22 protein-coding genes are annotated in these 26,013 nt (G+C 46.9%); 16 read left to right on the top strand and 6 right to left on the bottom strand.

Features of this window, described 5'->3' with window-relative positions:
• Positions 1-266 precede the first annotated feature (266 nt).
• The 16 genes from AZ602_RS08435 (at position 267) to mscL (ending at position 20,464) form a co-directional block, all read left to right on the top strand.
• A complete protein-coding gene (locus AZ602_RS08435) occupies positions 267-1,298 on the top strand; it encodes a hypothetical protein (protein WP_103034519.1) in 1,032 nt (343 codons plus the stop codon).
• 254 nt (positions 1,299-1,552) lie between these two features.
• The gene (locus tag AZ602_RS08430) at positions 1,553-2,365 is read left to right on the top strand and encodes an ABC transporter permease (RefSeq protein WP_103034518.1); all 813 of its coding nucleotides are present in this window, start codon (positions 1,553-1,555) and stop codon (positions 2,363-2,365) included.
• A gap of 5 nt (positions 2,366-2,370) precedes the next feature.
• Positions 2,371-3,042 (top strand): ABC transporter ATP-binding protein, encoded by a 672-nt coding sequence (locus AZ602_RS08425; protein WP_103034517.1) that lies wholly within the window; start codon positions 2,371-2,373, stop codon positions 3,040-3,042.
• A complete protein-coding gene (locus AZ602_RS08420) occupies positions 3,020-4,123 on the top strand; it encodes a capsule biosynthesis protein (protein ID WP_103034516.1) in 1,104 nt (367 codons plus the stop codon). The genes AZ602_RS08425 and AZ602_RS08420 overlap by 23 nt, the downstream gene beginning before the upstream one ends.
• An 8-nt stretch (positions 4,124-4,131) precedes the next feature.
• Entirely contained in the window at positions 4,132-5,841 is a 1,710-nt protein-coding gene (locus AZ602_RS08415) for a polysaccharide biosynthesis/export family protein (protein WP_103034515.1), read from the top strand.
• Positions 5,842-5,859: 18 nt separating this feature from the next.
• Positions 5,860-8,160, top strand: a complete 2,301-nt coding sequence (locus tag AZ602_RS08410) for a capsular polysaccharide biosynthesis protein (protein WP_103034514.1) — start codon at positions 5,860-5,862, stop codon at positions 8,158-8,160.
• A 97-nt stretch (positions 8,161-8,257) separates the two neighbouring features.
• Complete coding sequence (locus AZ602_RS08405; RefSeq protein WP_103034513.1) at positions 8,258-9,502, top strand: capsule biosynthesis protein; 1,245 nt, start codon at positions 8,258-8,260, stop codon at positions 9,500-9,502.
• 167 nt (positions 9,503-9,669) lie between these two features.
• Complete coding sequence (gene lepA / locus AZ602_RS08400; protein ID WP_078317502.1) at positions 9,670-11,484, top strand: translation elongation factor 4; 1,815 nt, start codon at positions 9,670-9,672, stop codon at positions 11,482-11,484.
• Positions 11,485-11,612: 128 nt separating this feature from the next.
• Positions 11,613-12,701: a signal peptidase I gene (gene lepB, locus AZ602_RS08390; protein ID WP_199174109.1), complete on the top strand. Its 1,089-nt coding sequence runs from the start codon at positions 11,613-11,615 to the stop codon at positions 12,699-12,701.
• 97 nt (positions 12,702-12,798) lie between these two features.
• Positions 12,799-13,512: a ribonuclease III gene (gene rnc / locus AZ602_RS08385; protein WP_103034524.1), complete on the top strand. Its 714-nt coding sequence runs from the start codon at positions 12,799-12,801 to the stop codon at positions 13,510-13,512.
• 23 nt (positions 13,513-13,535) lie between these two features.
• Positions 13,536-14,531, top strand: a complete 996-nt coding sequence (gene era / locus AZ602_RS08380; protein WP_103034512.1) for a GTPase Era — start codon at positions 13,536-13,538, stop codon at positions 14,529-14,531.
• A 39-nt stretch (positions 14,532-14,570) separates the two neighbouring features.
• A complete protein-coding gene (locus AZ602_RS08375; RefSeq protein ID WP_103034511.1) occupies positions 14,571-15,401 on the top strand; it encodes a DNA repair protein RecO in 831 nt (276 codons plus the stop codon).
• 13 nt (positions 15,402-15,414) lie between these two features.
• On the top strand, positions 15,415-16,146 hold the full coding sequence (locus tag AZ602_RS08370) for a pyridoxine 5'-phosphate synthase (RefSeq protein ID WP_103034510.1): 732 nt from the start codon (positions 15,415-15,417) through the stop codon (positions 16,144-16,146).
• A gap of 266 nt (positions 16,147-16,412) precedes the next feature.
• A complete protein-coding gene (locus AZ602_RS08365) occupies positions 16,413-17,705 on the top strand; it encodes an OmpA family protein (RefSeq protein WP_103034509.1) in 1,293 nt (430 codons plus the stop codon).
• 281 nt (positions 17,706-17,986) lie between these two features.
• Positions 17,987-19,831 carry a translational GTPase TypA gene (gene typA / locus AZ602_RS08360; protein WP_103034508.1) on the top strand — a complete coding sequence of 615 codons (1,845 nt, stop codon included), beginning with the start codon at positions 17,987-17,989 and terminating at the stop codon, positions 19,829-19,831.
• A 198-nt stretch (positions 19,832-20,029) separates the two neighbouring features.
• Positions 20,030-20,464: a large conductance mechanosensitive channel protein MscL gene (gene mscL / locus AZ602_RS08355; RefSeq protein WP_078317495.1), complete on the top strand. Its 435-nt coding sequence runs from the start codon at positions 20,030-20,032 to the stop codon at positions 20,462-20,464.
• A 48-nt stretch (positions 20,465-20,512) separates the two neighbouring features.
• On the opposite strand, the gene glmU is transcribed toward mscL, so the two are convergent.
• From glmU to AZ602_RS08325, 6 genes are all read right to left on the bottom strand, one after another.
• Complete coding sequence (gene glmU, locus AZ602_RS08350; RefSeq protein ID WP_103034507.1) at positions 20,513-21,868, bottom strand: bifunctional UDP-N-acetylglucosamine diphosphorylase/glucosamine-1-phosphate N-acetyltransferase GlmU; 1,356 nt, start codon at positions 21,866-21,868, stop codon at positions 20,513-20,515.
• A 9-nt stretch (positions 21,869-21,877) separates the two neighbouring features.
• The gene (locus AZ602_RS08345; protein ID WP_078317493.1) at positions 21,878-22,606 is read right to left on the bottom strand and encodes an ABC transporter permease; all 729 of its coding nucleotides are present in this window, start codon (positions 22,604-22,606) and stop codon (positions 21,878-21,880) included.
• A complete protein-coding gene (locus tag AZ602_RS08340; protein ID WP_078317492.1) occupies positions 22,603-23,322 on the bottom strand; it encodes an ABC transporter permease in 720 nt (239 codons plus the stop codon). Before AZ602_RS08340 ends, AZ602_RS08345 begins: the two co-directional genes overlap by 4 nt.
• A 152-nt stretch (positions 23,323-23,474) precedes the next feature.
• A complete protein-coding gene (locus tag AZ602_RS08335; protein ID WP_103034506.1) occupies positions 23,475-24,272 on the bottom strand; it encodes a transporter substrate-binding domain-containing protein in 798 nt (265 codons plus the stop codon).
• A gap of 85 nt (positions 24,273-24,357) precedes the next feature.
• Complete coding sequence (locus tag AZ602_RS08330) at positions 24,358-25,149, bottom strand: transporter substrate-binding domain-containing protein (protein WP_103034505.1); 792 nt, start codon at positions 25,147-25,149, stop codon at positions 24,358-24,360.
• 85 nt (positions 25,150-25,234) lie between these two features.
• On the bottom strand, positions 25,235-26,008 hold the full coding sequence (locus AZ602_RS08325) for a transporter substrate-binding domain-containing protein (RefSeq protein ID WP_103034504.1): 774 nt from the start codon (positions 26,006-26,008) through the stop codon (positions 25,235-25,237).
• Between the last annotated feature and the right edge of the window lie 5 nt (positions 26,009-26,013).

Here is a 26,013-nt window from a genome sequence, read left to right as displayed (position 1 = left end):
CCGAACTCAGAAGTGAAACGTCTTAGCGCCGATGGTAGTGTGGTTCGCCCATGTGAGAGTAGGTCATCGTCAGCACCTTATTTGAAGCCCCCTTACAGAGATGTGAGGGGGTTTTTGTTGGGGGGTTACATACACTTACCGATTAGTAACCAAATACCTGTCAATCATTGCCAAACTCCTACTGATGCAATCAATTAATAGCTTATAATAAGTTGAATGCTTGATAAGCATTTGTTATTGATTTTCACATTTTGAATTGGAGTATTATGCGAATTCATACTACAGTAGGTAGACGCCCTTCTTGGCGTGGTATTTTTGCAGGCCTATTAATGGGTCTGGTTGTTTCTATGGCCATGCTGGCATTGGCATTGGTCCTTGGTTCATTTTTATCATTAGATCTTAGAGGTGCTGGTGTCGCAGCGGGCATTTATGCAGCGATTACGGCATTGATCAGCGCTTTTGTCGCAGGCTTTTTTGCTGTGAAAGCTTCTGCTCCAGAGGCGATATTTGGCGATGGCACAGATATTTTGCCAAAAGATGCGACATTGACAGGTATCTTGACAGCTGCGGCAATTGTGGTGATTTCTTCTGTATTTGCGATGAGTAGCGTATCAAGCGTGGTTAGAACAACTGGCAGTGCTGTTGGCACAGCCGCTAGCGCTTTAGGCGGTGCTGCCAGCACAGTGACTTCAACGGCAGCGACTGCAGTTGGCGTCGGCGCGGTGAATTCTGATGGCGAGATGAAAAATCGTGCACAAGAATTGTACCAAAAAGCCACAGGTAATATCAGTCGTCAAGACATTGAAAACTGGGTTGCAAAAAACAATGACACCTTTGATCAAGCGCAAATTCATGCTACTGTGAATGTACTTGAGGGTATGTTGAATAAAACCCAAAATGACTTGTCACAGATGGATTTTACTAATATCGATGATTATGCCAAAAAACGCGCTGATGAAGTTCAAGCTGTTTTGACTGGTGATGAACTGGTTAACCGCCTACAGGCTCAAGGCTTGTCTCAAGCACAAGCTGTGGAAGTTCAACAAGAAACCTTGGCTTCTTATCAAGAGTACCGTACAAATACTGAACAAGCAATTGCCGATGCTCGTGTTAAAATGGAGCAAACACTACGAGCTGCAGAAGAAGCTGGTCGTAAAGCTGCTTTGTACTCAGGCTTGTTCTGGCTGATCAGCACCTTGCTAACATTTGTTGCCAGTATTTTTGGCGCCAAAACTGCGGCTGCAAACTACCGCTTGGCAGCACCGATTGTGCGCGATGAGGATAAGCGTCAGTATTGATTACTGTTAGTTGTTCTTTTAAAGTTAAAAAACTCGCCCTTGTGGCGGGTTTTTTTGATGATGTTTGATTGACACCCTGTGCCAACCCGAATCAAGCCATAGGCGCTGCTTACTTTTGAGGACGGATTATTTTTTTTGGTACACATGGCCGATTGAGTTTTGGGGTTGGCGGGTTTTGTTGGCGTTTTGTCTTGTTAGCTAGTGCTTATAAAATCTATGTGCTAAAATATATCAAATTTTTCTGACTGAAATTTATGTCAATCCAGTTACCGCCTTACAGACCGATTAAAAAGCGCAGTGGCATCAAGGTGATGATGGCTGCCTTGCATGCATTGTTAATGCGTGAGCTTCAGACGCGATTTGGCAGCTATCGTTTGGGCTATTTGTGGGCGCCGCTTGAAGTGCTGCTGCAGGTATTGCTGCTGCTGATTATTTTTGGCACGGTCATGCAAAGAGTACTGCCTGGAATGAATTATTCTTTGTTCTTGGTTTCGGGCATGGTACCATTTTTCATGATGCAGCACATTGCCAATAGATCTTTGGGTGCGGTTGAGGCCAATCAAGGCCTGCTCATGTACCGTTCAGTGCGACATATTGATATCATTATTGCCAGATCGTTTCTTGAGCTGGTGATTTACTTTTTTACTTTTGTTTTGTTGCTATTGGGTTTGATGTTTTTTGGCATCGGCTTTGATATGGCGAATTTGCATATTGTGCTTGTCGGATGGCTGGGCATGTTTTTATTCAGCTTGGGACTTGCTCTGATTTTAATGATTGTTGGTTATTATGGTGGTGAGATTCGTAAAATCATTAGTATTCTTTTCACCATCTTGTATTTTACTTCTGGAGTGATCTATTCGGTTCATATTGTGCCTGAGCCGTATTTGAGCTATTTGATGTATAATCCATTTATCCATAATCTTGAGATGATGCGTCATGCGTTGTCACCAACTTATCCAATTTATCATGTCAGTTGGGCTTATTTCTGGGGTTGGGTGGCTTGTGTGATGTTTTTAGGATTGGCACTATACAAGGTCTGTGAGCGCGATTTGATTCGCAGTAAGTGATTGCTATGATTCATATAAATAATATCACCAAATCTTTTATGACCCCGCATGGCCGTCATTTTTTATTCAAAGATTTAAATTTGGTCATCGAAGACAAGCAAAGTGTCGGTTTGCTTGGTCGAAATGGTGCAGGTAAATCAACGCTCTTGCGCATTATCTGTGGACTTGATGAGCCTGACAGCGGTGAAGTCATTACCAACTCAACCATCTCATGGCCTGTGGGTGTGGCAGGTGGCTTTCAGGGTAGTTTGACAGGCCGTCAGAATGTTCGTTTTGTCTGCCGACTGTATTCAAGTGGTGATTATATCGAAGAAAAAATCCGGTTTGTTGAAGAATTTGCAGATATCGGCAAATATTTTGATATGCCAGTCAAAAGCTACTCATCTGGTATGAAAGCGCGGTTGACCTTTGGTTTATCGCTGGCTTTTGATTTTGATTATTATATGCTCGACGAAGCTGGTGCTGTGGGCGATGCAGCATTTCGTAAGCGCAGTGAAGAGATCTTGCAAGCACGGCGCGAGCAAGCTGGGTTTTTGGTAGTGTCGCATAATTTGGGCGATATTGAGCGCAATTGTGATCTGGGCATTGTCCTGATGGATCAGACCGCAAAAGTATTTTATGATGTAAAACAAGCAATTGAGGTGTATAAAGAGCATGTCCATCAAGCTAAAAAATAAACGCATCAACCAATGGCTGTTTGTCATTGTGGTCATCGCGCCTTGGATTGCCATCATTTGCTACATGCTTATGTTTGCTGCGCCGCGCTATGTCAGCACCTCAAATGTTGTGGTGAAGCAAGTCAGCGAGCAGGGAGTATCTGCAACGGGCATTTCTGCATTATTGGGTGTGAATAATACCAATCGTGATGATGCTGTGTATCTCACTGAGTTCATTTTATCGACGGATTTGGTGAATAAGCTGGATCAGCGCTTTAATTTTCGGGAAAGCTATCATCTGGATGGCCGTGATTTTATCAATGAAATCGACCAAGAGGCTTCTCAAGAAGAGTTGGTTGATTATTATAAAAAACGAGTTTCAGTCAGCTTGGATGAAGTTAGTTCGATTTTAACAGTTTCTACCCAGGGATTTACGCCTGAATTTGCGCTTGAATTAAACCAAGCCATCTTGGATGAATCTGAGCGCTTTGTTAATGACATCTCCAATAAAGTCGCCAGTGAGCAGCTGACTTTTGTAACAACACAAGTCACTGATGCTGAGAATCGCTTAAACGAAGCCAAGCAGCGACTGTTGGATTATCAAAATACCAACGAGGTATTTGATCCACAAACCAACGCACAAATTGTCAATCAAGTCATCGCAACGCTGCAAGGGCAATTAAGCAGTCTGCGAACCGAAGAGCGTCAGCTGCTCAGTTATTTAAATCCAGAAGCGCCTCAGGTGGTGAGTCTGCGTAGCCAGATCGCCTCTGTTGAGCGACAAATTCGCGAAGAGCAAGCCAAGCTGACTTCACCGCGCAATAGCCGACTCAATGCTCAGGCAGCTCAGTTTGAATCCATCAAAGCCGATGTGGAGTTTGCCAATGAGCTTTACAAACTTGCCCTGACTTCATTTGAAAGCGCGCGCATTGAAGCTGTCCGCAAGATGAAGAATTTGGTCATCATCACATCCCCTCATGCTGCTGAAGATGCGCAGTATCCACGCTATTTGTATGTCATCGGCACATCTTTGGCGCTGTTGTTGATTTTATACGGATTTGTGGTTTTGATTTTAGCAATCATTCGTGACCACTCTAAGTAGGAAAAGCTATGTTTAAAAAATCATTACTGGTATCTTGCATTGCGACTTTGTCGATGAGTGCAGCTTTGGCCAATACCACATCGAGCAATACAGGTCGTCTTGCGGTGATGGCAAATGCAGGTCAAGTGCCTGCAGAAGCCACAGCGGCTGAAGCTGTAGCGGCAGCCAGTCTTGGCAGCAGCGCTGTCATCAACAACACCAGTGCTTATCAACAAATCACGGATGTCAATCGCACACAGCCAAAAATCTTTGGTGAGCAGCTGTTTCGTGGTGCATTTTCAACGACATCAGGTTCGACATTCAATGACAGTTATGTCATCAATCCTGGCGATAATGTGCAAGTGCGAATGTGGGGCGCGTATCAGTATGCTGCGACAATGACCGTTGATCCACAGGGTAATATTTTCCTGCCAAATGTCGGTCCTGTACGCATTGCAGGCATTCAAAATGGCCAGCTTCAATCCGTTGTCCAAAATGCCATCGGTCGTATCTATCGCTCAAATGTCGGCGTCTATGCATCGCTTGAGCAGGCGCAGCCGGTGAAAGTGTTTGTGACAGGATTTGTCAATCAGCCTGGTTATTATGGCGGGTTGGCAGCAGATTCGGTACTTAGCTATCTGGATCGTGCTGGGGGTGTTGACCCAGAGCGCGGCAGTTATATTGACATCCAAATTCGCCGCAATGGTCAAGTGGTGCAGCAGGTGAATTTATATGACTTTTTGATTGCAGGTCGTCTGCAGCCGTTTGCATTTCGTGATGGCGATGTGATCACTGTTGCGCCACAGAAGCAGACTTTTAGCATCACAGGCCGTGTCCAAAATCCTTATATTTTTGAATACAATGTGCCCAATTTGACAGTGGCGGATGTGCTGTCGGTGGCCAATCCTCTGGCTGACGCAACCAATATCAGCATCACCCGAGCCTCAGGGCGTGCGCAGACGGCCGAGTATTACCCATTATCGGAGGCCGATCGCATTTCGGTGAACAATGGGGATGCTTTGGTGGTGACATCTGATCGCTATGCAGGCACGATTGCGGTACAAGTGACGGGTGCGCATAAAGGTAATGGTGCGGTGATTTTGCCACATGGTGCTCGCCTAAAAGATGTCATTGCACAGCTTGAGCCATCTAGCCTTGCCAATATCCAAAACCTGTCAATTTATCGTAAATCCGTCGCTGAGCAACAAAAGCAGGCCATCAATCAGGCACTTGATCGTTTGGAGGCCATGACTTTATCCACTCAGTCCGTGACTCGTGAAGAGGCACAGCTGCGTGCTGAAGATGCCAAGTTGGTTGAGCAATTCATCGCAAAAGCACGCCGCATTGAGCCGGCTGGTCGTATTGTTGTGGTGCCAAATTCATGGCAGGACATCATCTTGCAGCAAGGCGATATTATTCACATCCCAGAGCAGACCTCAGTGATTACAGTGAATGGACAGGTGCGCGCCCAGGGTGCATTAACTTTCGAACCAAGTTTGACAGTGGCTGATTATATTGCCAAATCAGGTGGCATGGATGAAAATGCTGACCCAAATAATATTTTGGTGATGCAGCAAAATGGCGAAACTAAGGTGGTGAATACCGCTTACCGTGTTCAGCAAGGCGATGAAATTATGGTCTTGCCAAAAGTAAAAACTCGCCGTATTGAAATTGCTCGTGGAATCTCGCAGATTTTTTATCAGCTTGCAGTGGCTGCCAGCGTGATTGTGGCCTTGTAACCTAAGTTTGAATCTGCGATGATCGAGCAGGCAAAGATTGGTGAGTTTATCACCACAGGCCATGGTATCGTCAATAATAATCGTTTATTGGCGATTGCACTTGGCGTGCCTGTACGCGCTTTGGGTAAGCAGTCTTTTAAGAATTGGTTTGGTAGTAAAAATACGCTTGATGCACATACAGCAGTGTTGACGTGGGGGCAAAAAGCATCTGCCAATAAAGCTCGCCAATTTGCCAAACAAGCCAATCTGCCACTATCGACGGCTGAAGATGGCTTTTTACGCTCGCTGGATAGTGGGATAAAAAGTCGCTATGGGGCAAGTTTTGTGCTTGATGACTTGGGGATTTATTTTGATGTGACAATGCCATCACGACTGGAGCAGCTGATTGCTGATCGTGTGGCGTGTTGGTCAGATGATGATGCTTGTCGTGCCAAGTCATTGATCAACAAAATAATTCATCATCAATTATCCAAATATAATCCCAGCACGCCACACGTACAGACTTTGCCGCCGCACAGTACATTGGTTATCGACCAAGTAGCGGGCGATGCCTCAATCCAAGGGGCGGGCGCTGATTCTACTGCATTTTATCGGATGTTGCTTTCAGTCTTACAATCACATCAGCAAATCAATATCAAAGCGCATCCTGCTGCCAAAGTGGGTTTTTTGGTGGATGAATATGGGCAACTCAATCAAGATGCGGTTAATTATTTATTGAGCCAGGGTATCAGCCAACAAAAACTGGTAGATATCCATATCATTAAACACGCCGTCAATCCCATTGCACTATTAAATCAAGCCAAGAGCGTCTATACTGTCAGCTCGCACCTAGGCTTTGAAGCACTGATGATGGGCAAGGTTGTGCATTGCTTTGGGGTGAGTTGGTATAGTGCTTATGGGTTGACCTGTGATGATGGCATCTGTGCTGATGATCAAATGGCGAAGCTGTATCGGCTAGTCAAGGCACGTCGAGCGGCATTGGGTGTAGAAACTGTCAATCTTGAGCAGCTGTTTTTTGCCAGTTATATCGATTATAGCCATTATGCCGATCCTGCCACAGGTAAAGCCTGTCAAATTGAGGCGGTGATTGACTATCTGATTCGTAATCGTGATTGGCAATCTCGCTTGGCAGGTGATGTATTGGCTTATGAGTTTAGCCGATGGAAAGTGGGCTTTGTCAAAGGTTATGCAGGCTTTCCTGAGGTGAATTTGGTGTTTAAGGCAAAGACCAAAATGCGTCTATTGTTCAGCGATAAACTCAATAGCCGTCGTGCCACGCGAGACGATAAGCTTGCTTTGACACCTTTGGCACAAAAACCAAATCAGCGGTATTTGGTTTGGGGTTTGGCTGCTAAGCGTAGCCTTGCTGACAAAATCCATATTTATCAAAATCAAACCAATCCTGCCATCATCTGCATGGAAGATGGCTTTATCCGCTCCAACGGCCTTGGGGCGACACTGCTTGAGCCATTGTCTGTGGTCATGGATGATGTTGGCGTGTATTATGATGCCACAGCGCCATCACGACTTGAACAAATTTTACAAAGCATCACCTTGGATGATGATCAAGCCGAGCGTGCTAGGCTCTTACACCAATCACTACTTGACAGGCAGGTCAGCAAATACAATGTCGGCAAAGTCAATGATGCATTGAGCGACTTACTTAGTCAGCTGATCGTCCAAAAGCCATCTGCCAAAGTGCGTCTGGTTATAGGCCAAGTCGAGGACGATGCATCGGTACAAAACTGCACCAGTATCATCAAAACCAACACCGACCTGCTCAAACAAGTACGAGCCGATCATCCCGATGACATCATCATCTATAAGCCGCACCCTGACATTGAAGCAGGGCTTCGTGTGGGCAAAGTCGATGACGCCACGCTCAAACTTGCCGACATCATCGCTCATGATACCGCCATGCCGCAGTGCTTATCGGTGTGTGATGTGGTACATACCATCAGCTCGCAGACGGGTTTTGAGGCACTGCTACGAGGTGTGGCAGTGGTGTGTTATGGGATGCCGTTTTATGCTGGATTTGGCTTGACGACTGATGTTGTTGAAAGTGATAACTTGCCCAAACAAGCCGCCATTGCACGACGCACTCGCCAAGTGCCACTGAGTTTAGAGGCGCTCATTCATGGCACGCTGATTGACTATCCTGTGTATCGATTGCCGCATGGTTATGGTCTTGCCAGCGTCGAGCAGGTGATTGATTATTTGTACAATCAGCAGCAGGGCACCTCCAAGCCATCCCTTAAAAAACGCATCATCCAAGCGGCCAAAACCAATTTTATGCGCCTACGCAGGTTTACGATTTAATAAAAGAAAAACAGCTGATTTGTGCTAAAATAGCGGTTTGGTTTATGATCATTAATCAAAGACAGCCTTTTGCCATCTTGATTTAGGTGAATGCCTTATGTCTGCATCCATGAAACGACTGCTCGATCATCGTCGCATCTTGCTCTTACAGGGTAAGATGGGGACTTTTTTTTGTCGTTTTGCGACATTTTTGATGGATGGTGGCCGCACGGTACATAAGATCAATTTCAACGCAGGCGATGCATTCTTTTATTGTCATAAAGACAAGATGAGTAACTATCGCGGGTCGCTTGCTGAATTTGATACATTCATCACACAGCTTATCGCTGAATATCAGATCGATGCAGTGGTCTGTTTTAATGATTGCCGACCATATCATACCATCGCCAAAGCAGTCTGTGAGCGGCGCGGTGTGTCATTTTTCGTCTTCGAAGAAGGGTATCTACGACCAGATTATATCACGCTTGAAGAGTATGGCATTAATGGCTACTCACAGTTGGATGCAGCACAAGTCGCGCATTTTGATAAGGCCAATGACGCACCAAAATACACCGCCAACCGATTTTGGCGACTGTGCGCAGCTAGCATTGTTTATTATGCCATCGTTTTTCTTGGCCAAAGATATTATCCGCACTATGAGCATTATCGGGGATTATCCATTTGGCAAGAGATGATGGCGTGGCTGATTGCCCCGATTCGTAAAGCGGTGCGTTATTATCCTGATAAAGCCCTACAAAAACGCTTGATGCATGAAGCAAGTGGCCAGTTTTATTTGGTCAGCTTACAAGTGCATAATGATTCGCAAATTACTCACCATAGTGATTATGCCGATGTGACTGAGTTTATTCGGGAAGTGATGGTGTCCTTTGCTAGATCTGCCCCACAAGGTACGCAGATTTTATTCAAGCATCATCCGCTGGATCGTGGACATCGGGATTATAAGGGTTTGATTGCCAAATGGGCGGATGAGCTTGGGATATCAGGACGGGCGCATTATGGCTGTGATATGCACTTGCCAAGTCTGATTCGCCACAGCATCGGCATGATTACGGTCAATAGCACCACCGGCCTGCAGTCGATTTATCACAAAAAACCCACCAAAATCATGGGTCGGGCATTGTATGACATCCAAGGACTGACCGATCAGCAAAGTCTAGATGAGTTTTGGACTCATCCAACTGCGCCTGATTATGAATTTTATCTGAAGTTTCGTGAATACCTGATCGAGCAAACGCAGCTCAATGGCTCATTTTATGGCACTTCACCGTGGGCATTGCCCTATATCCATGCCCAAGAAGTGGGCGTACCACCCAAAAAATCCAAATACCAATCCTTGGGCTGATGATTGTCGAGCTTTTAGCGACTGTTCAGCATACGACGCCCATGATGGGCGTTTTTTATGCAAATTATTTTATCAACTGATGATAAAAGATAGCGAAAATAAGGTAATTGGGGTACAATATTTGGTTTAACTTAACTTGTATCATCCCAACGCACCCCGAGTGTTTTATGACTGCCAAAAAACCGACTGATATTTCTAAGATTCGCAACTTTTCAATCATTGCTCACATTGACCACGGCAAAAGTACGCTGGCTGACCGCTTTATCCAAGTGTGCGGTGGCTTGTCTGACCGTGAGATGCAGGCGCAGGTGCTTGACTCGATGGATATTGAGCGTGAGCGTGGTATCACCATCAAAGCACAGTCGGTGACTTTGTATTATGATCATCCAAATGGCGAGCGTTATCAGCTGAACTTCATTGATACCCCAGGCCATGTGGACTTTAGTTATGAAGTGTCGCGCTCTTTGGCGGCGTGTGAAGGGGCATTGTTGGTGGTTGATGCCGCCCAAGGTGTCGAAGCGCAGTCAGTCGCCAACTGCTATACAGCGGTCGAGCAGGGCTTGGAAGTACTGCCTGTTTTAAACAAAATCGATTTGCCACAGGTGGAGCCTGAACGCGTCATCGAAGAAATCGAAGACATCATCGGTATCGAAGCGGTGGATGCGCCACGAGTGTCTGCCAAGTCAGGTCTGGGTGTGGATGAGCTACTGCAAGTCTTGGTAGAACGCATCCCTGCACCGGTAGGCGATCGTGATGCGCCACTACAAGCACTGATTATTGATTCTTGGTTTGATAATTATCTTGGTGTTGTATCATTGGTGCGTGTACGCCAAGGCTCGGTGGCAAAAGGCGATAAGATTTTTATCAAATCAACTGGCGAGAGCCATCTGGTGACATCCATTGGTGTGTTTACGCCAAAATCACTGGAGACAGATGTCCTACACGCTGGTGAAGTGGGCTTTGTGATTGCGGGCATCAAGGACATTCAAGGCGCGCCGGTGGGTGATACCATCACCCATGCCAAGACTCCTGATGTCGATAATATCCCAGGCTTTCAAAAGGTGACACCGCAGGTCTATGCTGGGATGTTCCCTGTTGATTCAAGCGATTTTGAAAAATTCCGTGAAGCACTACAAAAGCTACAAATCAATGATGCAGCACTGTTTTTTGAGCCAGATACCTCTGAAGCATTGGGCTTTGGTTTTCGCTGCGGCTTTCTTGGGATGCTGCACATGGAGATTATCCAAGAGCGACTTGAGCGTGAATATGACTTGGATTTGATTACCACTGCGCCATCGGTGATCTATGAAGTGGTCAAGAAAAATGGCGATATTGTCTATGTGGACAACCCATCCAAGCTGCCTGATGTCGGTGTGATCGCAGAGTTCCGTGAGCCGATTGCTCGCTGTCATATCCTAGTACCCCAAGAATATCTGGGCAATGTCATCACGCTTGCCATTGAGCGTCGTGGCGTGCAGGTGGATATGAAGTTTATGGCGCGCCAAGTACAGGTGGTGTTTGACATCCCGATGGGTGAAGTGGTGATGGATTTCTTTGATAAATTAAAATCTGCTAGCCGTGGCTTTGCGTCTTTGGATTATAATTTTGAACGCTATGAAGCCGATAAACTGGTGCGTGTCGATGTCTTGATCAATGGCGAAAAAGTCGATGCTCTAGCGATGATTTGCCATCAAGAGCACGCGCGTCGCCGTGGTGGTCAGCTTGTTGAGAAGATGAAAGAGCTGATTCCACGCCAAATGTTTGATGTTGCCATCCAAGCAGCCATCGGCAGCCAAATCATTGCGCGTAGCACGGTCAAAGCCATGCGTAAAGATGTTCTTGCCAAGTGTTATGGCGGTGATGTTAGCCGTAAGAAAAAGCTTCTTGAGAAGCAAAAAGCCGGTAAAAAACGCATGAAGCAAGTGGGTAGCGTTGAGATCCCACAAGAAGCGTTTTTAGCGGTGCTCAAAGTTGATAGCTAAGGCCAATCAAGCAGTTTGATTGAATAATTTGTACATATTTTATACCGATTGACTAATAGATGATACAAGCAGTTGTTATACTATGCCAATGGCAATCACGCCTAGCATCACAGCTGTAGGAGAGTTTGGTGGATTTTGATATTAATTTGATTCTTGTGCCTGTTACTTTGGTGTTTTTGCTGGTTTGGCTGCTGGATGTGCTGATTTTAAAGCAGCACCGCGTTGTCAAATCTTATCACACTGACATCAAACAAGCTGAAGACGCGCATGAAAAACAGCGTATGCGCATGAATGCTGCCTTGGCCAGCCATCAAATCACCGCCAATGCCGAAGCTTATATCCCGAACGAAACGACGCCTGCAGCAGTACAATCGGCGCATCAGGACTTCGTTGCCAGTCGTGTCAGATTGGCAAGTTTAAAAGGCAATCCGCCAAGCGAATCGACCTTAGTTCGCTGGGCGTATGAATTTTTGCCAGTGCTTGCGGTGATTGTGATTGTCCGCTCTTTTATCGTTGAGCCGTTTAATATCCCATCCTCATCGATGGTACCGACGCTTTATACGGGTGATTTTATTGCGGTTAATAAAACAGCTTATGGTCTGCGCTTGCCGATTACCCATACCAAAATCCTAGACACAGGCTCGCCTGAGCGTGGTGATGTGGCAGTATTTCGTTATCCTGTGAATGATAAAGTGTATTTTATCAAGCGTGTGATTGGCCTGCCTGGTGATACGGTGAGCTTTGATAAAGGGGTGCTGTCAATCAATGGTGAAAGGGTGAATACCACACCCGCCCAATATGATATGCCGCAGCCGTTGGTTGATCAGATGTATCCTGGTGTGATCAATCAGCAGCCAATCAGCGATGCTGATCGCGCTGCACTGGGTCGCGAAGAAGAGCGTTATGCGCGTTATCAGACCGAGCAGTTGGGCGAGCATACTTATTTGGCGCGCTATGTTGGTGAGCAAGGTATTCATCCTGATGAAGCGCTGGTACTACAAAGCCCTGAGGCATCCGTTGGCGGCAGTCAGTGGCGTGTTACAGTGCCAGAGGGGCAATACTTCGTGCTGGGTGATAACCGCGATCGCAGCCAAGATGGCCGCTTTTGGGGCTTTGTGCCTGAGGCCAATTTATCAGGCAAAGCCACTTATATCTGGATGCACAAAGAACCAGGCTTGAATCTACCGACATTTGGCCGAAATGGCGCGATTGATTGATACAGTTGCCGCGAGCCGACATCAGGATCCATGAGTGAATAAAAAAACCATAAAAATTGTCAAAAGCCCAAAAACTGCCCAAAAATCTTTAGGGCAGATGCCTTATTTTACCGATTTTGAGCTAGGATTGCCTGTGCTGTCGGCAAAACTTGGCCATCAATTTAGTGATTCAAGTCTGCCTAGGCGCGCTCTCACGCACCGCTCTTATGATCCCAAAAACAGCTACGAGCGATTGGAATTTTTGGGCGATGCATTGCTTGGTGTGATCATTGCGCGCAGCCTATTTTTGCGTTATCCACATCATGATGAAGGCAAGCTGACGCGTATGCGAGCGACTTTGGTGCGCCAAGAGACGCTGGTGCAGATTGCCGAAAAGCTTGAGCTGTCACGCCATCTAATCCTTGGTGTGGGCGAGCGTAAGGGCGGTGGTCGCCATCGTGCATCGATTTTGGCGGATGCAGTTGAAGCATTGATCGCAGCAATATATCTAGACAGCCGTGATGATGATTTGATTCATCGTCTGGTGATGGACTGGTATGGCGATCTGATGGATGAAGTCGGTCAAGAACAAGTCTTAAAAGATGCCAAATCGCGTCTGCAAGAGCTGCTGCAGGCCAATCAGCTGCCGCTGCCGATCTATGATCTCATTGAGACCCAAGGCAATGCGCCAAATCAAACTTTTGTTGTGCGCTGTACTGTGGCGGTTGCTGGCGCGCATGCCATCACCGAGACGGGTACATCACGCCGTATCGCTGAACAAAAATGCGCTGAATTGATGATCAATCAGCTCAATAAACTATCACAAAGCTAATCTGATATAAGCCAAGGAATCACATGACTGACGACACCAAAACTGTAAGCAACGAAGACACCATTGCGGCGTTTTTTGACAGCCAATCAACCCCGACCAATGACGCTTTTAAGGCTGGTTTTGTGGCGATTGTCGGCCGTCCAAATGTTGGTAAATCGACGCTGATGAACCACTTATTGGGTCAAAAACTTTCTATTACTTCACGAAAACCGCAGACCACACGCCATCGTATTCATGGTATCTTGACCAATGATGAGATGCAAATTGTTTTTGTTGATACTCCAGGTATCCACAGTAAAGAAGTGCGCGCGATCAATGAGCGTATGAACAAAGCGGCGATTTCGGCACTATCAGATGTCGATTTGGTGCTGTTTGTGGTCGATGGACTACAGTGGCGTGAAGATGATTTATTGACGCTCGAAAAATTATCAGCGACCAACCTGCCTGTGGTATTGGTAATCAATAAGGCGGATACCATTAAGGATAAGTCGCAGCTCTTGCCACACATCGAAAGCTTTAGCGAGAGTTTTGATTTTGCTGACATCGTACCCGTATCGGCACTGCGTCGCCACAATCTAGAACGCTTGGTGCAGGTGATTGGTGACTATCTGCCTGTACGTCCTGCAATTTTTGATGCTGAGCAGATTACTGACCGCTCGGAGCGTTTTTTGGCATCGGAGATTATCCGCGAAAAAATCATGCGTACATCAGGTGATGAAGTGCCTTATGATTTGACTGTGCAGATTGACACCTTTAAAGACGAACCTGCGCACCAAGACCCTGAGACAGGCAAATGGCGTCGTGCGGTGACTTTTATTGATGCGACGATTTTTGTGGAGCGAGCAGGTCAAAAATCCATCATCATCGGTGATAAAGGCGCTCGTATTAAGCAAGTCGGTATCGATGCTCGTAAAGATATGGAAGTGCTGTTTGACCGTAAAATCATGCTGACCTTGTGGGTGAAAGTCAAGCGTGGCTGGTCGGATGATGAACGTGCATTAAATAGCTTAGGTTATTGATTTTACCAGTATTATTGGTGAGTCTTTTGGAAGAATATCATGCGTGCCACCGCACTCAATGGCTATCTGTTGCACAGTCGGGCTTATCAAGAAAAACGCGCGATTTATCAGTTTTTCAGCTATGAGCATGGGGTGGTGCATGGCGTGGGTGCTCGGGGGATGCCGCTGTTTGCACCGATTTGGTTGATGGCAAATGGTGTCAATGCCCTAAAAAGCTTTAGCCAAATCAGTTTGGGCTTTCATCCAGACTTTGGAGCGGTGTGCGATGGCATGGATATCGATGATGTGCCAGCACCACAGATGGATGCGGTGAATTATCATCTAATCAAAGGGCGGGTGCAGTATGCGCTCTTGTATATGAATGAAGTGCTGTATAAGCTTTTGGCTGCTGAAAATCCTTGCCCCAAGCTTTGGCAAGTGTATCACACCAAAACCACCAAACTGCACGCACTTGACCGCCTAAAGCTTGATGATGCCGCTGAGATGCAGGCGATGCGACTGTATTTACGCCAGTTTGAGCAGGCGTTATTTGATGAGCTTGGCGTGGCGATGGATTATCAGGTGGATGGCGATGGCGTGCCGATCAATGCCGATACCGTGTATCGCTTTGTGCCGTTGACGGGGTTTGTTCCTGATGTGGCAGGCGTGGCAGATCGCTATGGCCAAACGGTGAAATTAAGCCGACAACGCTATCGTGGCGATGAGCTACTTAGGATGGCAAATGCAGTAGGCGATATGCAAGCACAGCTAGAGTGGATACCACAATTGAGCCAATTACAAAAAGAGCTGATGGATGCACTTTTGGACTACAAGCCACTCAATAGTCGCACGCTATGGCAACAGAGCATCCGTTATTTGAACTCGCAATAAAGGAAGTCTATCCATGAATACACCGCTATTAGGCGTCAATATCGATCATATTGCCACACTGCGTAACGCTCGTGGTGTTGGCTATCCTTGTCCAATCGAAGGTGCGCTGATTTGTGAGCAGGCGGGCGCTGAAGGCATCACTTTACATCTGCGTGAAGATCGTCGCCATATCCGTGACGCGGATGTCTATGAGATGGCAAAGCGACTGACTACACGCATGAACCTAGAAATGGCAGTCACTGATGAGATGCTTGCGATCGCCCTAGATGTACGACCTGCGTGGGTGTGCCTTGTCCCCGAAAAACGCCAAGAGCTGACCACCGAAGGCGGATTGGATATCGCTAATCTGCCAAATTTGGGTGAGTTTATTGATCGATTGCAGGCAGCAGGCATTCAAGTGTCGCTGTTTATTGACCCTGATATTCATCAGATTGATACTGCCATCACTTTGGGTGCTGATGCCATCGAGCTGCATACAGGTACCTATGCACACGCCACGCTTGATGGCGATGCTGCCAAGACCGCCGATGAACTGAGTCGCGTCAAGGCAGCCGTCGACCATGCTAAGGCGAAATCAACAATCTTGGTTAATGCAGGGCATGGTTTGACACGTCAAAATGTCGCTGCCATCGCCCAAATTGATGGCATTCATGAGCTCAACATCGGCCATGCACTGATCGCTGATGCGGTGTTTATGGGTCTAGATCAGGCGGTCAAGGCGATGAAGGCGGCGTTTGAGGCATAAATTGACACATAATTGTCATATCGGGCAAAAAATCGTAAAAAAATAGGATTTTTGTGTAATATTATGTGATTTTTCACAAAAAAGGGGTTGTAAATAATTTCATTTACCGTTAAGCTTTTAATACAAGCCATGATAAAAGCCTAAAACGGCATGGCTGCATCTGCCAAAAGTTACAAAAATTGTAACAGATTATTGGCAGATTACGGATAACTATGCTACAATAGGCACGGTAATCTTGAAAAACCAACCATTCCTTGGAGGAATTTATGAAATTTAATCAAATCGCTCTTGCAGTTTTGGCTGCTGGCGCTGCAACTGCAGCATCTGCTGGCGTAACTGTAACTCCGCTTATCGGTTACAACTATGTACAAGAAGACGCAGCTGCTGAAAAGCAACGCCGTCTATTCGAAACTGGTCGTCAACTAAACGATGCTCGTGATGGCGTTGAAAATCCAGCAAACGGTGGCGTAGCGCTAAAAAGCGACCTATACACTGGCCTAGCATTGGGCGTTGAACTAACTCCATCTACTCAACTACAAGTTGAATATGGCGTAACTAACCCATCAGCGCGTGCATCAGAAGATTCTTACTATGCCGCTGATCAAAACCGTTTCAGCGCTGAACAAGAGAACATCTCTGCAAACTTCCTAATCGGTACTGAGCAGTTCTCTGGCTACAACCCAGCTACCAAGTTCAAGCCATATGTGCTAGTTGGTGGTGGTATGCAAAAAACTAGCATCGAAAATGATGCTACATACTCAGCAACTTTAACTCAAACTGGTCTATCTGGTCAAGTTGATGCAGGTTCTGTAGTTGCTGACGCTGGTAAAGACACCATCGCTAACCTAGGTCTAGGCGCACGCTACCTAATCAATGACGCATTGGCACTTCGTGGCGAAGTCCGTGCTGAGCACAACCTAGACAATAGCTGGACTCAAGGTAAAGCTCTAGCAGGTCTAGAAGTTACTCTAGGCGGTCGTTTGGCTCCTGTAGTACCAGTAGCTCCACAAGTTGAGCCAGTAGCTCCAGTTGTGATCGATGATGTGGTTGTTGACTCTGACCGTGACGGTGTACCTGATCACCTAGACGCATGCGCAGACACTCCAGTAAATACTGTTGTTGACGCTCGTGGCTGCCCAGTACAAGTTAACCTAGTAGAAGAGCTACGCCAAGAACTACGCGTATTCTTCGACTACGACAAATCAGCAATCAAACCACAATACCGTGAAGAGGTTGCTAAAGTCGCTGCACAAATGCAAGAATTCCCGAACGCAACTGCAGTAATCGAAGGCCACGCTTCTCGTGATTCAGCTCGCTCAAATGCGCGTTACAACCAACGCCTATCTGAAGCTCGTGCGAACGCTGTGAAGTCTATGCTTTCTAACGAGTTTGGTATCGCTCCAAACCGTCTAAATGCAGTAGGTTATGGCTTCGATCGTCCGATCGCTCCAAACGACACTGCTGAAGGCCGTGCAATGAACCGTCGCGTAGAAGCTGTGATCACTGGTACTAAGACTACTACTGTAGATCAAACTAAAGACATGGTTGTTCAACCATAATTTAGCAAACATCCGATGATCTTTTGATAGATCATACGCTAAAAAAAGCCACCCAAATGGGTGGCTTTTTGTTTTTTGGTATCACCATGTTTGACGACACAATGATCATGTCTGGATTATTTAAGCATTGATATTTCACTGTTTTATCAAATATTTTAAAAATACCCAGGTTTTATGGTATAATAAGCAGTTATCCCAAAATCTTGGGATAAGATATTGTATCAAGACATTTTCACCAAATCTGGCATATTGCTAAGATTCACAATTTTATATGAGTATTTATGGCAAACGACATCAAGCACTTGCGTAACATCGCAATCATTGCTCACGTTGACCACGGTAAAACTACCCTAGTTGATAAACTTCTTCAGCAGTCTGGCGCACTGGGCGAGCGCTCAGGCGAAATCGAACGCGTGATGGATTCTAATGCTTTGGAATCTGAGCGCGGCATCACCATTTTGGCCAAAAACACCGCCATCAAATGGACGGACGGCCGCACTGGCACTGAGTACCGCATTAACATCGTCGATACTCCAGGCCACGCCGACTTCGGTGGTGAGGTTGAACGCGTGATGTCGATGGTCGATTGCGTGCTTTTGTTGGTCGATTCACAAGAAGGCCCAATGCCACAGACCCGCTTTGTCACCCAAAAGGCTTTTGCGCGTGGTCTAAAACCAATCGTCATCATCAACAAGATTGATAAGCCTGCTGCGCGTGCTGACTGGGTGATTGATCAAGTATTTGATTTGTTTGACAGCCTAGAAGCGACCGATGAGCAGCTTGATTTCCCGATCGTCTATGCATCAGGTATCAATGGCATCGCAGGTCTTGAGCCAGATAATCTGGCATCTGATATGACACCGCTGTTTGAGACCATCGTTGATATCGTCGAGCCACCAAAGGTCGATATTGATGGTCCATTCCAAATGCAAATCTCAAGCCTTGACTATAACAGCTTCGTTGGTGTCATCGGTGTTGGCCGTATTCAGCGTGGTTCGGTCAAGACCAATACGCCTGTGACTGTCATTGATAAAGATGGCAACAAGCGTAACGGCCGTATCTTAAAAATCATGGGCTATCATGGCCTTGAGCGCGTGGATGTCGATTCGGCACAAGCAGGCGACATCGTCTGTATCACTGGTATTGATGCACTAAATATCTCTGACACCATCTGTGATCCTCAGCATGTCGAAGCTCTACCTGCTTTGAGCGTCGATGAGCCAACGGTATCGATGACTTTTCAGGTTAATGATTCACCATTTGCTGGTAAAGAAGGTAAGTTTGTCACCTCGCGTAATATCCGTGAGCGCCTAGACCGTGAGCTGATCCACAATGTCGCATTGCGTGTCGAGGATACTGACAGCCCAGAGAAATTCAAAGTCTCAGGCCGCGGTGAATTGCACTTATCCGTATTGATTGAGAATATGCGTCGTGAGGGCTTTGAGCTGGGCGTATCTCGTCCGCAGGTCATCATGAAAGAAATTGATGGCGTAATGTGCGAGCCTTATGAAAATGTCACTTTTGATGTTGAAGAGCAGCACCAAGGTGCAGTCATGCAAGAGATGGGCAACCGTAAGGGTGACTTGACCAATATGGAAGTCGATGGCAAAGGCCGTATCCGCATCGAAGCTACCGTGCCATCTCGTGGCTTAATTGGTTTTCGCTCGGCATTTTTGACCATGACATCAGGTACGGGTATTATGACATCAAGCTTTTCGCATTATGGCCCTGCCAAAGACGGCAGCGTGGCCAAGCGCCAAAACGGTGTCTTGGTATCGATGGTCACAGGTACTTGCTTGGCGTATGCGCTATTTAGCCTACAAGAGCGCGGCCGTCTGTTTGCTAAGCCGCAGCTTGAAGTGTACGAAGGCATGATCATCGGCATCAACTCTCGTTCGGATGACATGGTGGTGAACCCAACCAAAGCCAAGCAGCTGACCAACATCCGTGCTTCAGGTTCGGATGATGCCATTATCTTGACGCCTGCGCTTGAATATACACTGGAGCAAGCGCTGGAGTTTATCGAAGATGATGAATTGGTGGAAGTGACGCCAAAATCCATCCGTATCCGCAAGCGTTACTTGACCGAAAATGAGCGTAAGCGTTTCGGTCGTAAAAAAGACTGATATCGTGGTGGCTGTAACATTCCTTAACACAGCCACCATCAAATGCTACAGAAACTCTGCACAGCTGTGCTAAAATGACCGCATTTTGGTGCAACTGTGCATCGCAAAATTGGCAATACCTGATCTCATTCGTGTAAATGTCGCCATTTGCCGAAGATTGGGTATTTTTTGTTGATTGATATAAATTGAGTAACTATTATGAGTATGCTTCAAGAATTTAAAGAATTTGCCCTAAAAGGCAATGTGATGGATCTGGCAGTCGGTGTGATCATCGGTGCTGCATTTGGTAAGATCACCACTTCACTGGTAGAAGACATCATCATGCCGATCATCTCATTCATCATGGGTGGCGAGTTTGATTTTAAAAACATGTTTATTTTGCTTGGCGATGCCCCTGCAGGCGTGCCGATGACTTATGATGCGCTAAAAGAAGCTGGAGCACCGATGCTTGCTTATGGCAGTTTCATCACAGTGGTGATTAACTTCATCATCCTAGCGTTCATCATCTTTATGATGGTCAAGGGCATGAACCGTCTGCGCCGCAAATCAGAAGAGCCTGCTGCGCCAGAAGAGCCATCAGAAGAGGTTTTGTTGCTGCGTGAGATCAGTGCCAAACTGGGTCAGCACAAGTAATTTGATAAAAAAACTGCCGTTCAAGATGAGCGGCAGTTTTTTTGGGGCTTATTTTTTGGTGGGGCGGCTCCAACCATCAATGGTGGTTTGGCGAGCGCGAGCCAAAGACAGCTTATCATCTGGTGTATCTTTGGTGATGACTGAGCCTGCACCGATGGTCGCACCTTTACCGACTGTGACAGGGGCGACTAGGCTTGAGTTACTACCCACAAAGGCGTTATCACCGATGACGGTGTTAAATTTATTCACGCCATCATAATTGCAAGTAATTACCCCTGCACCGATATTGACATCGGCACCCAAGGTGGCATCGCCGACATAGCTTAGGTGGTTGATTTTGCTACCTAGGCCGACTTGGGTTTTTTTGGTTTCGACAAAGTTGCCGATTTTGACTTTGTCTGCCAGTACGGTCTTTGGACGCAAATGTGCAAATGGACCGATGGCGACATCAGCACCGATGATGCTGTCATCGATGACGCAGTTTGGCTTGATGTGCGTGCCTGCACCGATACTGGTGTTGCTAATCACATTACCTGCATCAATCTGCACACCATCGCCTAGGCTGACATCACCGATAAAGACGGTGTTGATGTCGATAAATACATCACTGCCCGCTGTCAAGGTGCCGCGGATATCGACTCGGCTTGGGTCGGCAAATTGTACGCCTGCGATTTGTAGGGCATGGATTTGATGGGCTTGATAAGTGCGTTCAAGGGCGGCAAGCTGAATGCGGTCATTGACGCCTTCGATTTCAAACTCATGCTCTGGGGCGATGGTTGCGATGGTGACGCCATCAGCGACAGCAAGCTTGACGATGTCAGTCAGATAGTATTCGCCTTGGGCATTGTCATTACTGAGAATTGGTAGGTATTTATGTAGTAGGGCATTGTCCACACAGTAGATGCCGCTGTTAATCTCGGTGATGGCTTTTTGGGCATCGGTGGCATCTTTTTGCTCAACGATGGCGACGACTTTACCATCTTGACGGATGATGCGACCCAATCCAAATGGATTGGCAACATTCAAGGTCAGCATTGAGATGCCATCGGTGTTTGCTTCAACAAGCTTGGTCAAGGTATCCGCTTGGGTTAGCGGCACATCACCATACAAAATCAAGCTTTTGCCATCATTAGGCAAGTGCGGCAGTGCCATCTTGACCGCATGACCTGTGCCCAGTTGTTCGGCTTGCTCGGCAAAGGTCACGGCATACTCTGCCAAATCCGCCTTGACCATCTCACCGCCAAAGCCATAAATCAGCACTGTGCCGTCAGATTGGATGCTTTGGCAAGTATCAAGTACATGACGAACCAATGCCTTACCTGCTAAGGTTTGTAGTACCTTTGGGCGGCGTGATTTCATGCGAGTGCCTTTGCCGGCGGCTAAAATGATGGTGTGTAGAGTCATGGCAAATCCTTAAATCGGAGGATTGGGGTTGTTGACGACAGGTGGGACATAGCGCTTGTGGCGATTGATATGGCGTTCAAACTGTCTAAAGGCAAATAGGAAAATCCAGCTGATCACCAGATAAATCACTCCTGCAGCAAAGTACATTTCTAAAGTCAAATAGGTGACTGAAATGATGTTTTTGGCGGTATGCATCAGCTCAACCACAGTGATGGCCGACGCCAAAGCACTGCCTTTGAGCATAAAAATCACCTCATTGCTATAAGCAGGTATCATGATGCCAAACGCTCGCGGCAGGGTGATGCGTTTGAGCTTTTGGAGTTTTGACATGCCGATGGCATCAGCTGCCTCAAGCTCACCTTTTGGCACTGCCAAGATGGCACCGCGCACGATTTCACCGATATAAGCCGAGGTGTTCAGGGTAAAGGCGATGATCGCACACCAATAAGCTTGACTGAATACTGGCCCCCATAGCACCGACTCTCTGAAGGTGGCAAATTGACCCAAGCCATAATAGATCAAGAAAATTTGCACCAATAGCGGTGTCCCACGAAAGAAAAAAATGTATGCTGCAGGCAAAGCGCGCAGCCAAAGTATCGGCGATAATCGCCATAAGCCTAATAAAACGCCAAACACCAAACCGATCGCGCAAGAGATGACGACCAGTTCAATGGTAGTAAGTGACGCTTTGAGTAGCTCGGGGAAATGCTCGATGATCGCTTGCCAATTCCAGCTCATGATTTCACCCCCAGCTTGCGTAATTGTTTGGCGTAGCGAGCCGCAGGATTGGCACGAGACTCAAACCATGTCATCACAAGTGTGATGATCGAGGTCAATGCCAAATAAATCACTGCTGCTGCCAACAAAAAAGTAAAGGGCTGCTGAGTGGTCTGACCTGCACGCCCAGCATAGTACATCAGGTCTTTAAGACCGATCAATGAGACCAATGCAGTGTCTTTAAGCAGTACCAAGGTTAGGTTGCCAAGACCTGGCAATGCTACCATCCACATCTGTGGCAAAATGATGCGGCGAAAGGTCTGAAATGGCGTCATGCCAATGCTTTGAGCTGATTCCCATTGGCCTTTTGGGATGTCTTGGATCGCCATGCGAAACACTTCGGTGGCATAGGCACCAAACATGATAGACAATGCCGCCACGCCAGCCCAAAATTGACTGATGTCAATACGACCTGTATAACCAAACTGCTTAAGAACAGCTGCCAAAATCAAACTGCCGCCAAAATAGATAAAAAATACCATCAGCAGCTCAGGAATGCCGCGGATGACAGTGGTGTAAGCGTTGGCAATTTTTTCCAAAATCCAAACGCCTGACAGTTTGGCCAGTGCGCCCAATAAGCCAAAAATCAGGCCAAACACCAAACTGGCCAAGCCCAGCTGAATGGTTAAGAGAGTGCCTTTTATCAAAAGCGGGCCGTAGCCTTGTAAGTCAAACACGCTTCATACCTTAATGCCTACAAAATGAGTGCTGATAACTGTGGTAAAATTGCCATCCATATCACGCGATGCCAAAAACTGGCAAGCGTCTAAGCTTTCGGTGAGATGGCATCACCGAAAGCTGGGTTTGGCCGATCATCGCGCCGTTAAAATCATTCCATGCCAGCTGGCACGCCTTCTTCACCAAAATGCTTGACGGCGATTTGGCGATAAGTGCCATCAGCTTTGATGGCTGCCAAAGCATCATCAAATCGTTTTAGCAGCTCGCTGTTGCCTTTATCGACAGCGATGGAAATCTTATCGTCGATGTCAATGTCGCCGCCTTTGATCTCAAAGCCTTGGCCAACATCTGATTTAAGCCACGTCAATGCTGGTAATTTGTCAGAAATCATGGCATCGGCACGGCCATTACCCAGATCCATAAAGGCATTATCTAGGGTGTCATACAGCTGCGGTTGGCTGTTTGGATAAGTTTGGGTCAGCCATTGACTTGAAATGGTCGAACGCTGAGCGACGATTTTTGCCGATTCGATGGCAGCGGCATCACTTGGGTTAAATGTTGAGCCTTTTTTTGCCAAAAATACCAATGAGTTGATGTAATACGGCTGACTGAAATCCACTTGCTCGCTGCGTTCTGGTGTCACCGACATTGCTGCGACGATGGCATCAAATTTGCCAGTTTTAAGTGCAGGAATGATGCCGTCCCAATCTTGGGCGCTGATTTGACATTCTACTTGCATCTTGGCGCATAGCGCATTGGCGATATCCACGTCAAAACCGCCCAAACTGCCATCGGCATTGGTATAGTTAAAGGGTGCATAAGCGCCTTCAGTGGCGATGCGAATAACGCCATCGGTGGCAGCAGGCGTGCTGTCAGTTTGACCGCCGCAGGCAGTCAGGCCGATCGTCGCCATCATGGCTGCCATCAGTCCAAATGTTTTTAATTTCATAATCTACTCCTTGATGGTGATTGGTAATTTGGCTTATGTGCTGGCCGATCGGCTTAGGCATGTCAACCTAAGCCGATCTATCAAATCATTGAGCGACCGCTTGCGCGTCAAAATATTTGCCGACGATCTCGTCGTACTTACCATTGGTTTTTAGGCTGGCCAATGCCGCATCAAAGTCTGCTTTTAGCGCATCGCCTTTGCGCACTGCGATACCAACTTTATCACCGATATCGATTGGCGTGCCTTTGATTTCATAATTGGCACCAGCGTCGGTTTTTAGCCAATCAGACACAGGTACGACATCAGATAGCATGTAATCGGCGCGGCCTGCAGTCAGATCCAGATAGGCATTGTCTTGCTTATCATAGGTCTTTACGATAGCGCCTGGATGGTTTTTGGCCAGATATTCTGCTGAAACGGTGGCTTGCTGGGTGGCGACGGTCTTACCTTGAACACCATCAATGGTGGTTGGGTCGCCTTTTTTACCAATCAGTACCAAAGTATTGTCAAAATACGGCTCACTAAAATCCACTGCATTTAAGCGCTCTTCGGTGATTGACATGCCAGCCATGATCGCGTCTGATTTATTGGCATTCAAACTTGGAATCAGGCTGTCCCAATCTTGGCTCACGATGGTGCAGTTGGCTTGCATTTGCTCACACAACGCATTGGCAAGATCGATCTCAAAGCCGACCAAATTGCCTTGATTGTCCAAATAGCTAAATGGCTTAAAACTTGATTCGGTGGCGATGATGATGTCCTTAGTCGCGCCCGAATCGGTGCTTGCGGCAGTTTGGCTTTGGGTAGGCTGGTCGTTACTGCATGCTGCCAAGACAGCAGCTGCCAACAGTGCGGTGGTAAATTGGATTGCTTTCATGACATGCTCCTTAGTTGTCCGACAAAAAATTGATTCTAACACCTTTTAACATCATGGCGCACCACGATGGGCGCGCGGTTTGTGATTATTGAAAATGAGCTTTTTCAATTTCTGCCAATTTGCCATTTGCTTTAATGGCGGCCAATGCAGCATCAAAATCAGCTTTTAGGCTGTCACCTTTGCGTACAGCGATGCCCAGATTGTCGTTATTGTCGATCTCATCGCCAATCAGACCAAAGGCTTCGTTGCCTGGTTGTTTTAGCCAATCAGATGCTGAGACTTTTTCGGCCATCACAGCGTCGCTGCGGCCAGATTTCATGTCCAAATAGGCATTGGTGTAGGTGTCGTACAGATTGACACGGTTGCCATCTTTGCCATCAAAGCGCTCACTGATATAAGCTGCGCCAGTGGTTGAGCGTTGGCTTGCTAGGGTTTTGTTGGTGATGTTATTTGGGTCAAAGCTGCCATCGTTTTTGGCCAGCCAGACGATGGTATTTGAAAAATAAGAATCTGAAAAATCGACCTGCGCTTGACGCTCTGGGGTGATTGACATGCCTGCGATGATGGCATCGTATTTATTGGCCAGTAGGCTTGGAATTAGGCCATCCCAATCTTGGGCGACGATTTGACACTTGGCATTCATCTCGGCACACAGCGCATTCATCACATCGACATCAAAGCCGACGATATTGCCATTGGCGTCGGTGTCGTTAAATGGAGGGTATGCTGCTTCTGTGGCGATGACGATGTTGCGCTGTTCGGCAGCTGGCGCGGCATCTGCTGCCGCTGGCGCGTCTTGTTTGGCACAGCCAACCAGTGTCACGGCTGCCACAGACAGTAGGGCAAATGGTTTGATCATGAAAA

This window comes from Moraxella sp. RCAD0137, from assembly GCF_002894025.1.
In the GTDB taxonomy this organism is placed as follows: Bacteria; Pseudomonadota; Gammaproteobacteria; order Pseudomonadales; family Moraxellaceae; genus Moraxella; species Moraxella porci.
Note: the sequence above shows the minus strand (reverse complement) of the source record. Positions and strands in the feature narration are given on the sequence as shown.

Coding starts and splice junctions, on each gene's coding strand:
- AZ602_RS08325 (WP_103034504.1), bottom strand. CDS start 26,008: ATGATCAAACCATTTGCCCTACTGTCTGTGGCAGCCGTGACACTGGTT.
- AZ602_RS08335 (WP_103034506.1), bottom strand. CDS start 24,272: ATGAAATTAAAAACATTTGGACTGATGGCAGCCATGATGGCGACGATC.
- AZ602_RS08415 (WP_103034515.1), top strand. CDS start 4,132: ATGTTTAAAAAATCATTACTGGTATCTTGCATTGCGACTTTGTCGATG.
- typA (WP_103034508.1), top strand. CDS start 17,987: ATGGCAAACGACATCAAGCACTTGCGTAACATCGCAATCATTGCTCAC.
- AZ602_RS08370 (WP_103034510.1), top strand. CDS start 15,415: ATGAATACACCGCTATTAGGCGTCAATATCGATCATATTGCCACACTG.
- rnc (WP_103034524.1), top strand. CDS start 12,799: ATGCCTTATTTTACCGATTTTGAGCTAGGATTGCCTGTGCTGTCGGCA.
- AZ602_RS08435 (WP_103034519.1), top strand. CDS start 267: ATGCGAATTCATACTACAGTAGGTAGACGCCCTTCTTGGCGTGGTATT.
- AZ602_RS08330 (WP_103034505.1), bottom strand. CDS start 25,149: ATGAAAGCAATCCAATTTACCACCGCACTGTTGGCAGCTGCTGTCTTG.
- AZ602_RS08375 (WP_103034511.1), top strand. CDS start 14,571: ATGCGTGCCACCGCACTCAATGGCTATCTGTTGCACAGTCGGGCTTAT.
- era (WP_103034512.1), top strand. CDS start 13,536: ATGACTGACGACACCAAAACTGTAAGCAACGAAGACACCATTGCGGCG.
- AZ602_RS08405 (WP_103034513.1), top strand. CDS start 8,258: ATGTCTGCATCCATGAAACGACTGCTCGATCATCGTCGCATCTTGCTC.
- AZ602_RS08345 (WP_078317493.1), bottom strand. CDS start 22,606: ATGAGCTGGAATTGGCAAGCGATCATCGAGCATTTCCCCGAGCTACTC.
- AZ602_RS08430 (WP_103034518.1), top strand. CDS start 1,553: ATGTCAATCCAGTTACCGCCTTACAGACCGATTAAAAAGCGCAGTGGC.
- AZ602_RS08365 (WP_103034509.1), top strand. CDS start 16,413: ATGAAATTTAATCAAATCGCTCTTGCAGTTTTGGCTGCTGGCGCTGCA.
- AZ602_RS08420 (WP_103034516.1), top strand. CDS start 3,020: ATGTCCATCAAGCTAAAAAATAAACGCATCAACCAATGGCTGTTTGTC.
- AZ602_RS08425 (WP_103034517.1), top strand. CDS start 2,371: ATGATTCATATAAATAATATCACCAAATCTTTTATGACCCCGCATGGC.
- lepA (WP_078317502.1), top strand. CDS start 9,670: ATGACTGCCAAAAAACCGACTGATATTTCTAAGATTCGCAACTTTTCA.
- AZ602_RS08410 (WP_103034514.1), top strand. CDS start 5,860: ATGATCGAGCAGGCAAAGATTGGTGAGTTTATCACCACAGGCCATGGT.
- glmU (WP_103034507.1), bottom strand. CDS start 21,868: ATGACTCTACACACCATCATTTTAGCCGCCGGCAAAGGCACTCGCATG.
- mscL (WP_078317495.1), top strand. CDS start 20,030: ATGAGTATGCTTCAAGAATTTAAAGAATTTGCCCTAAAAGGCAATGTG.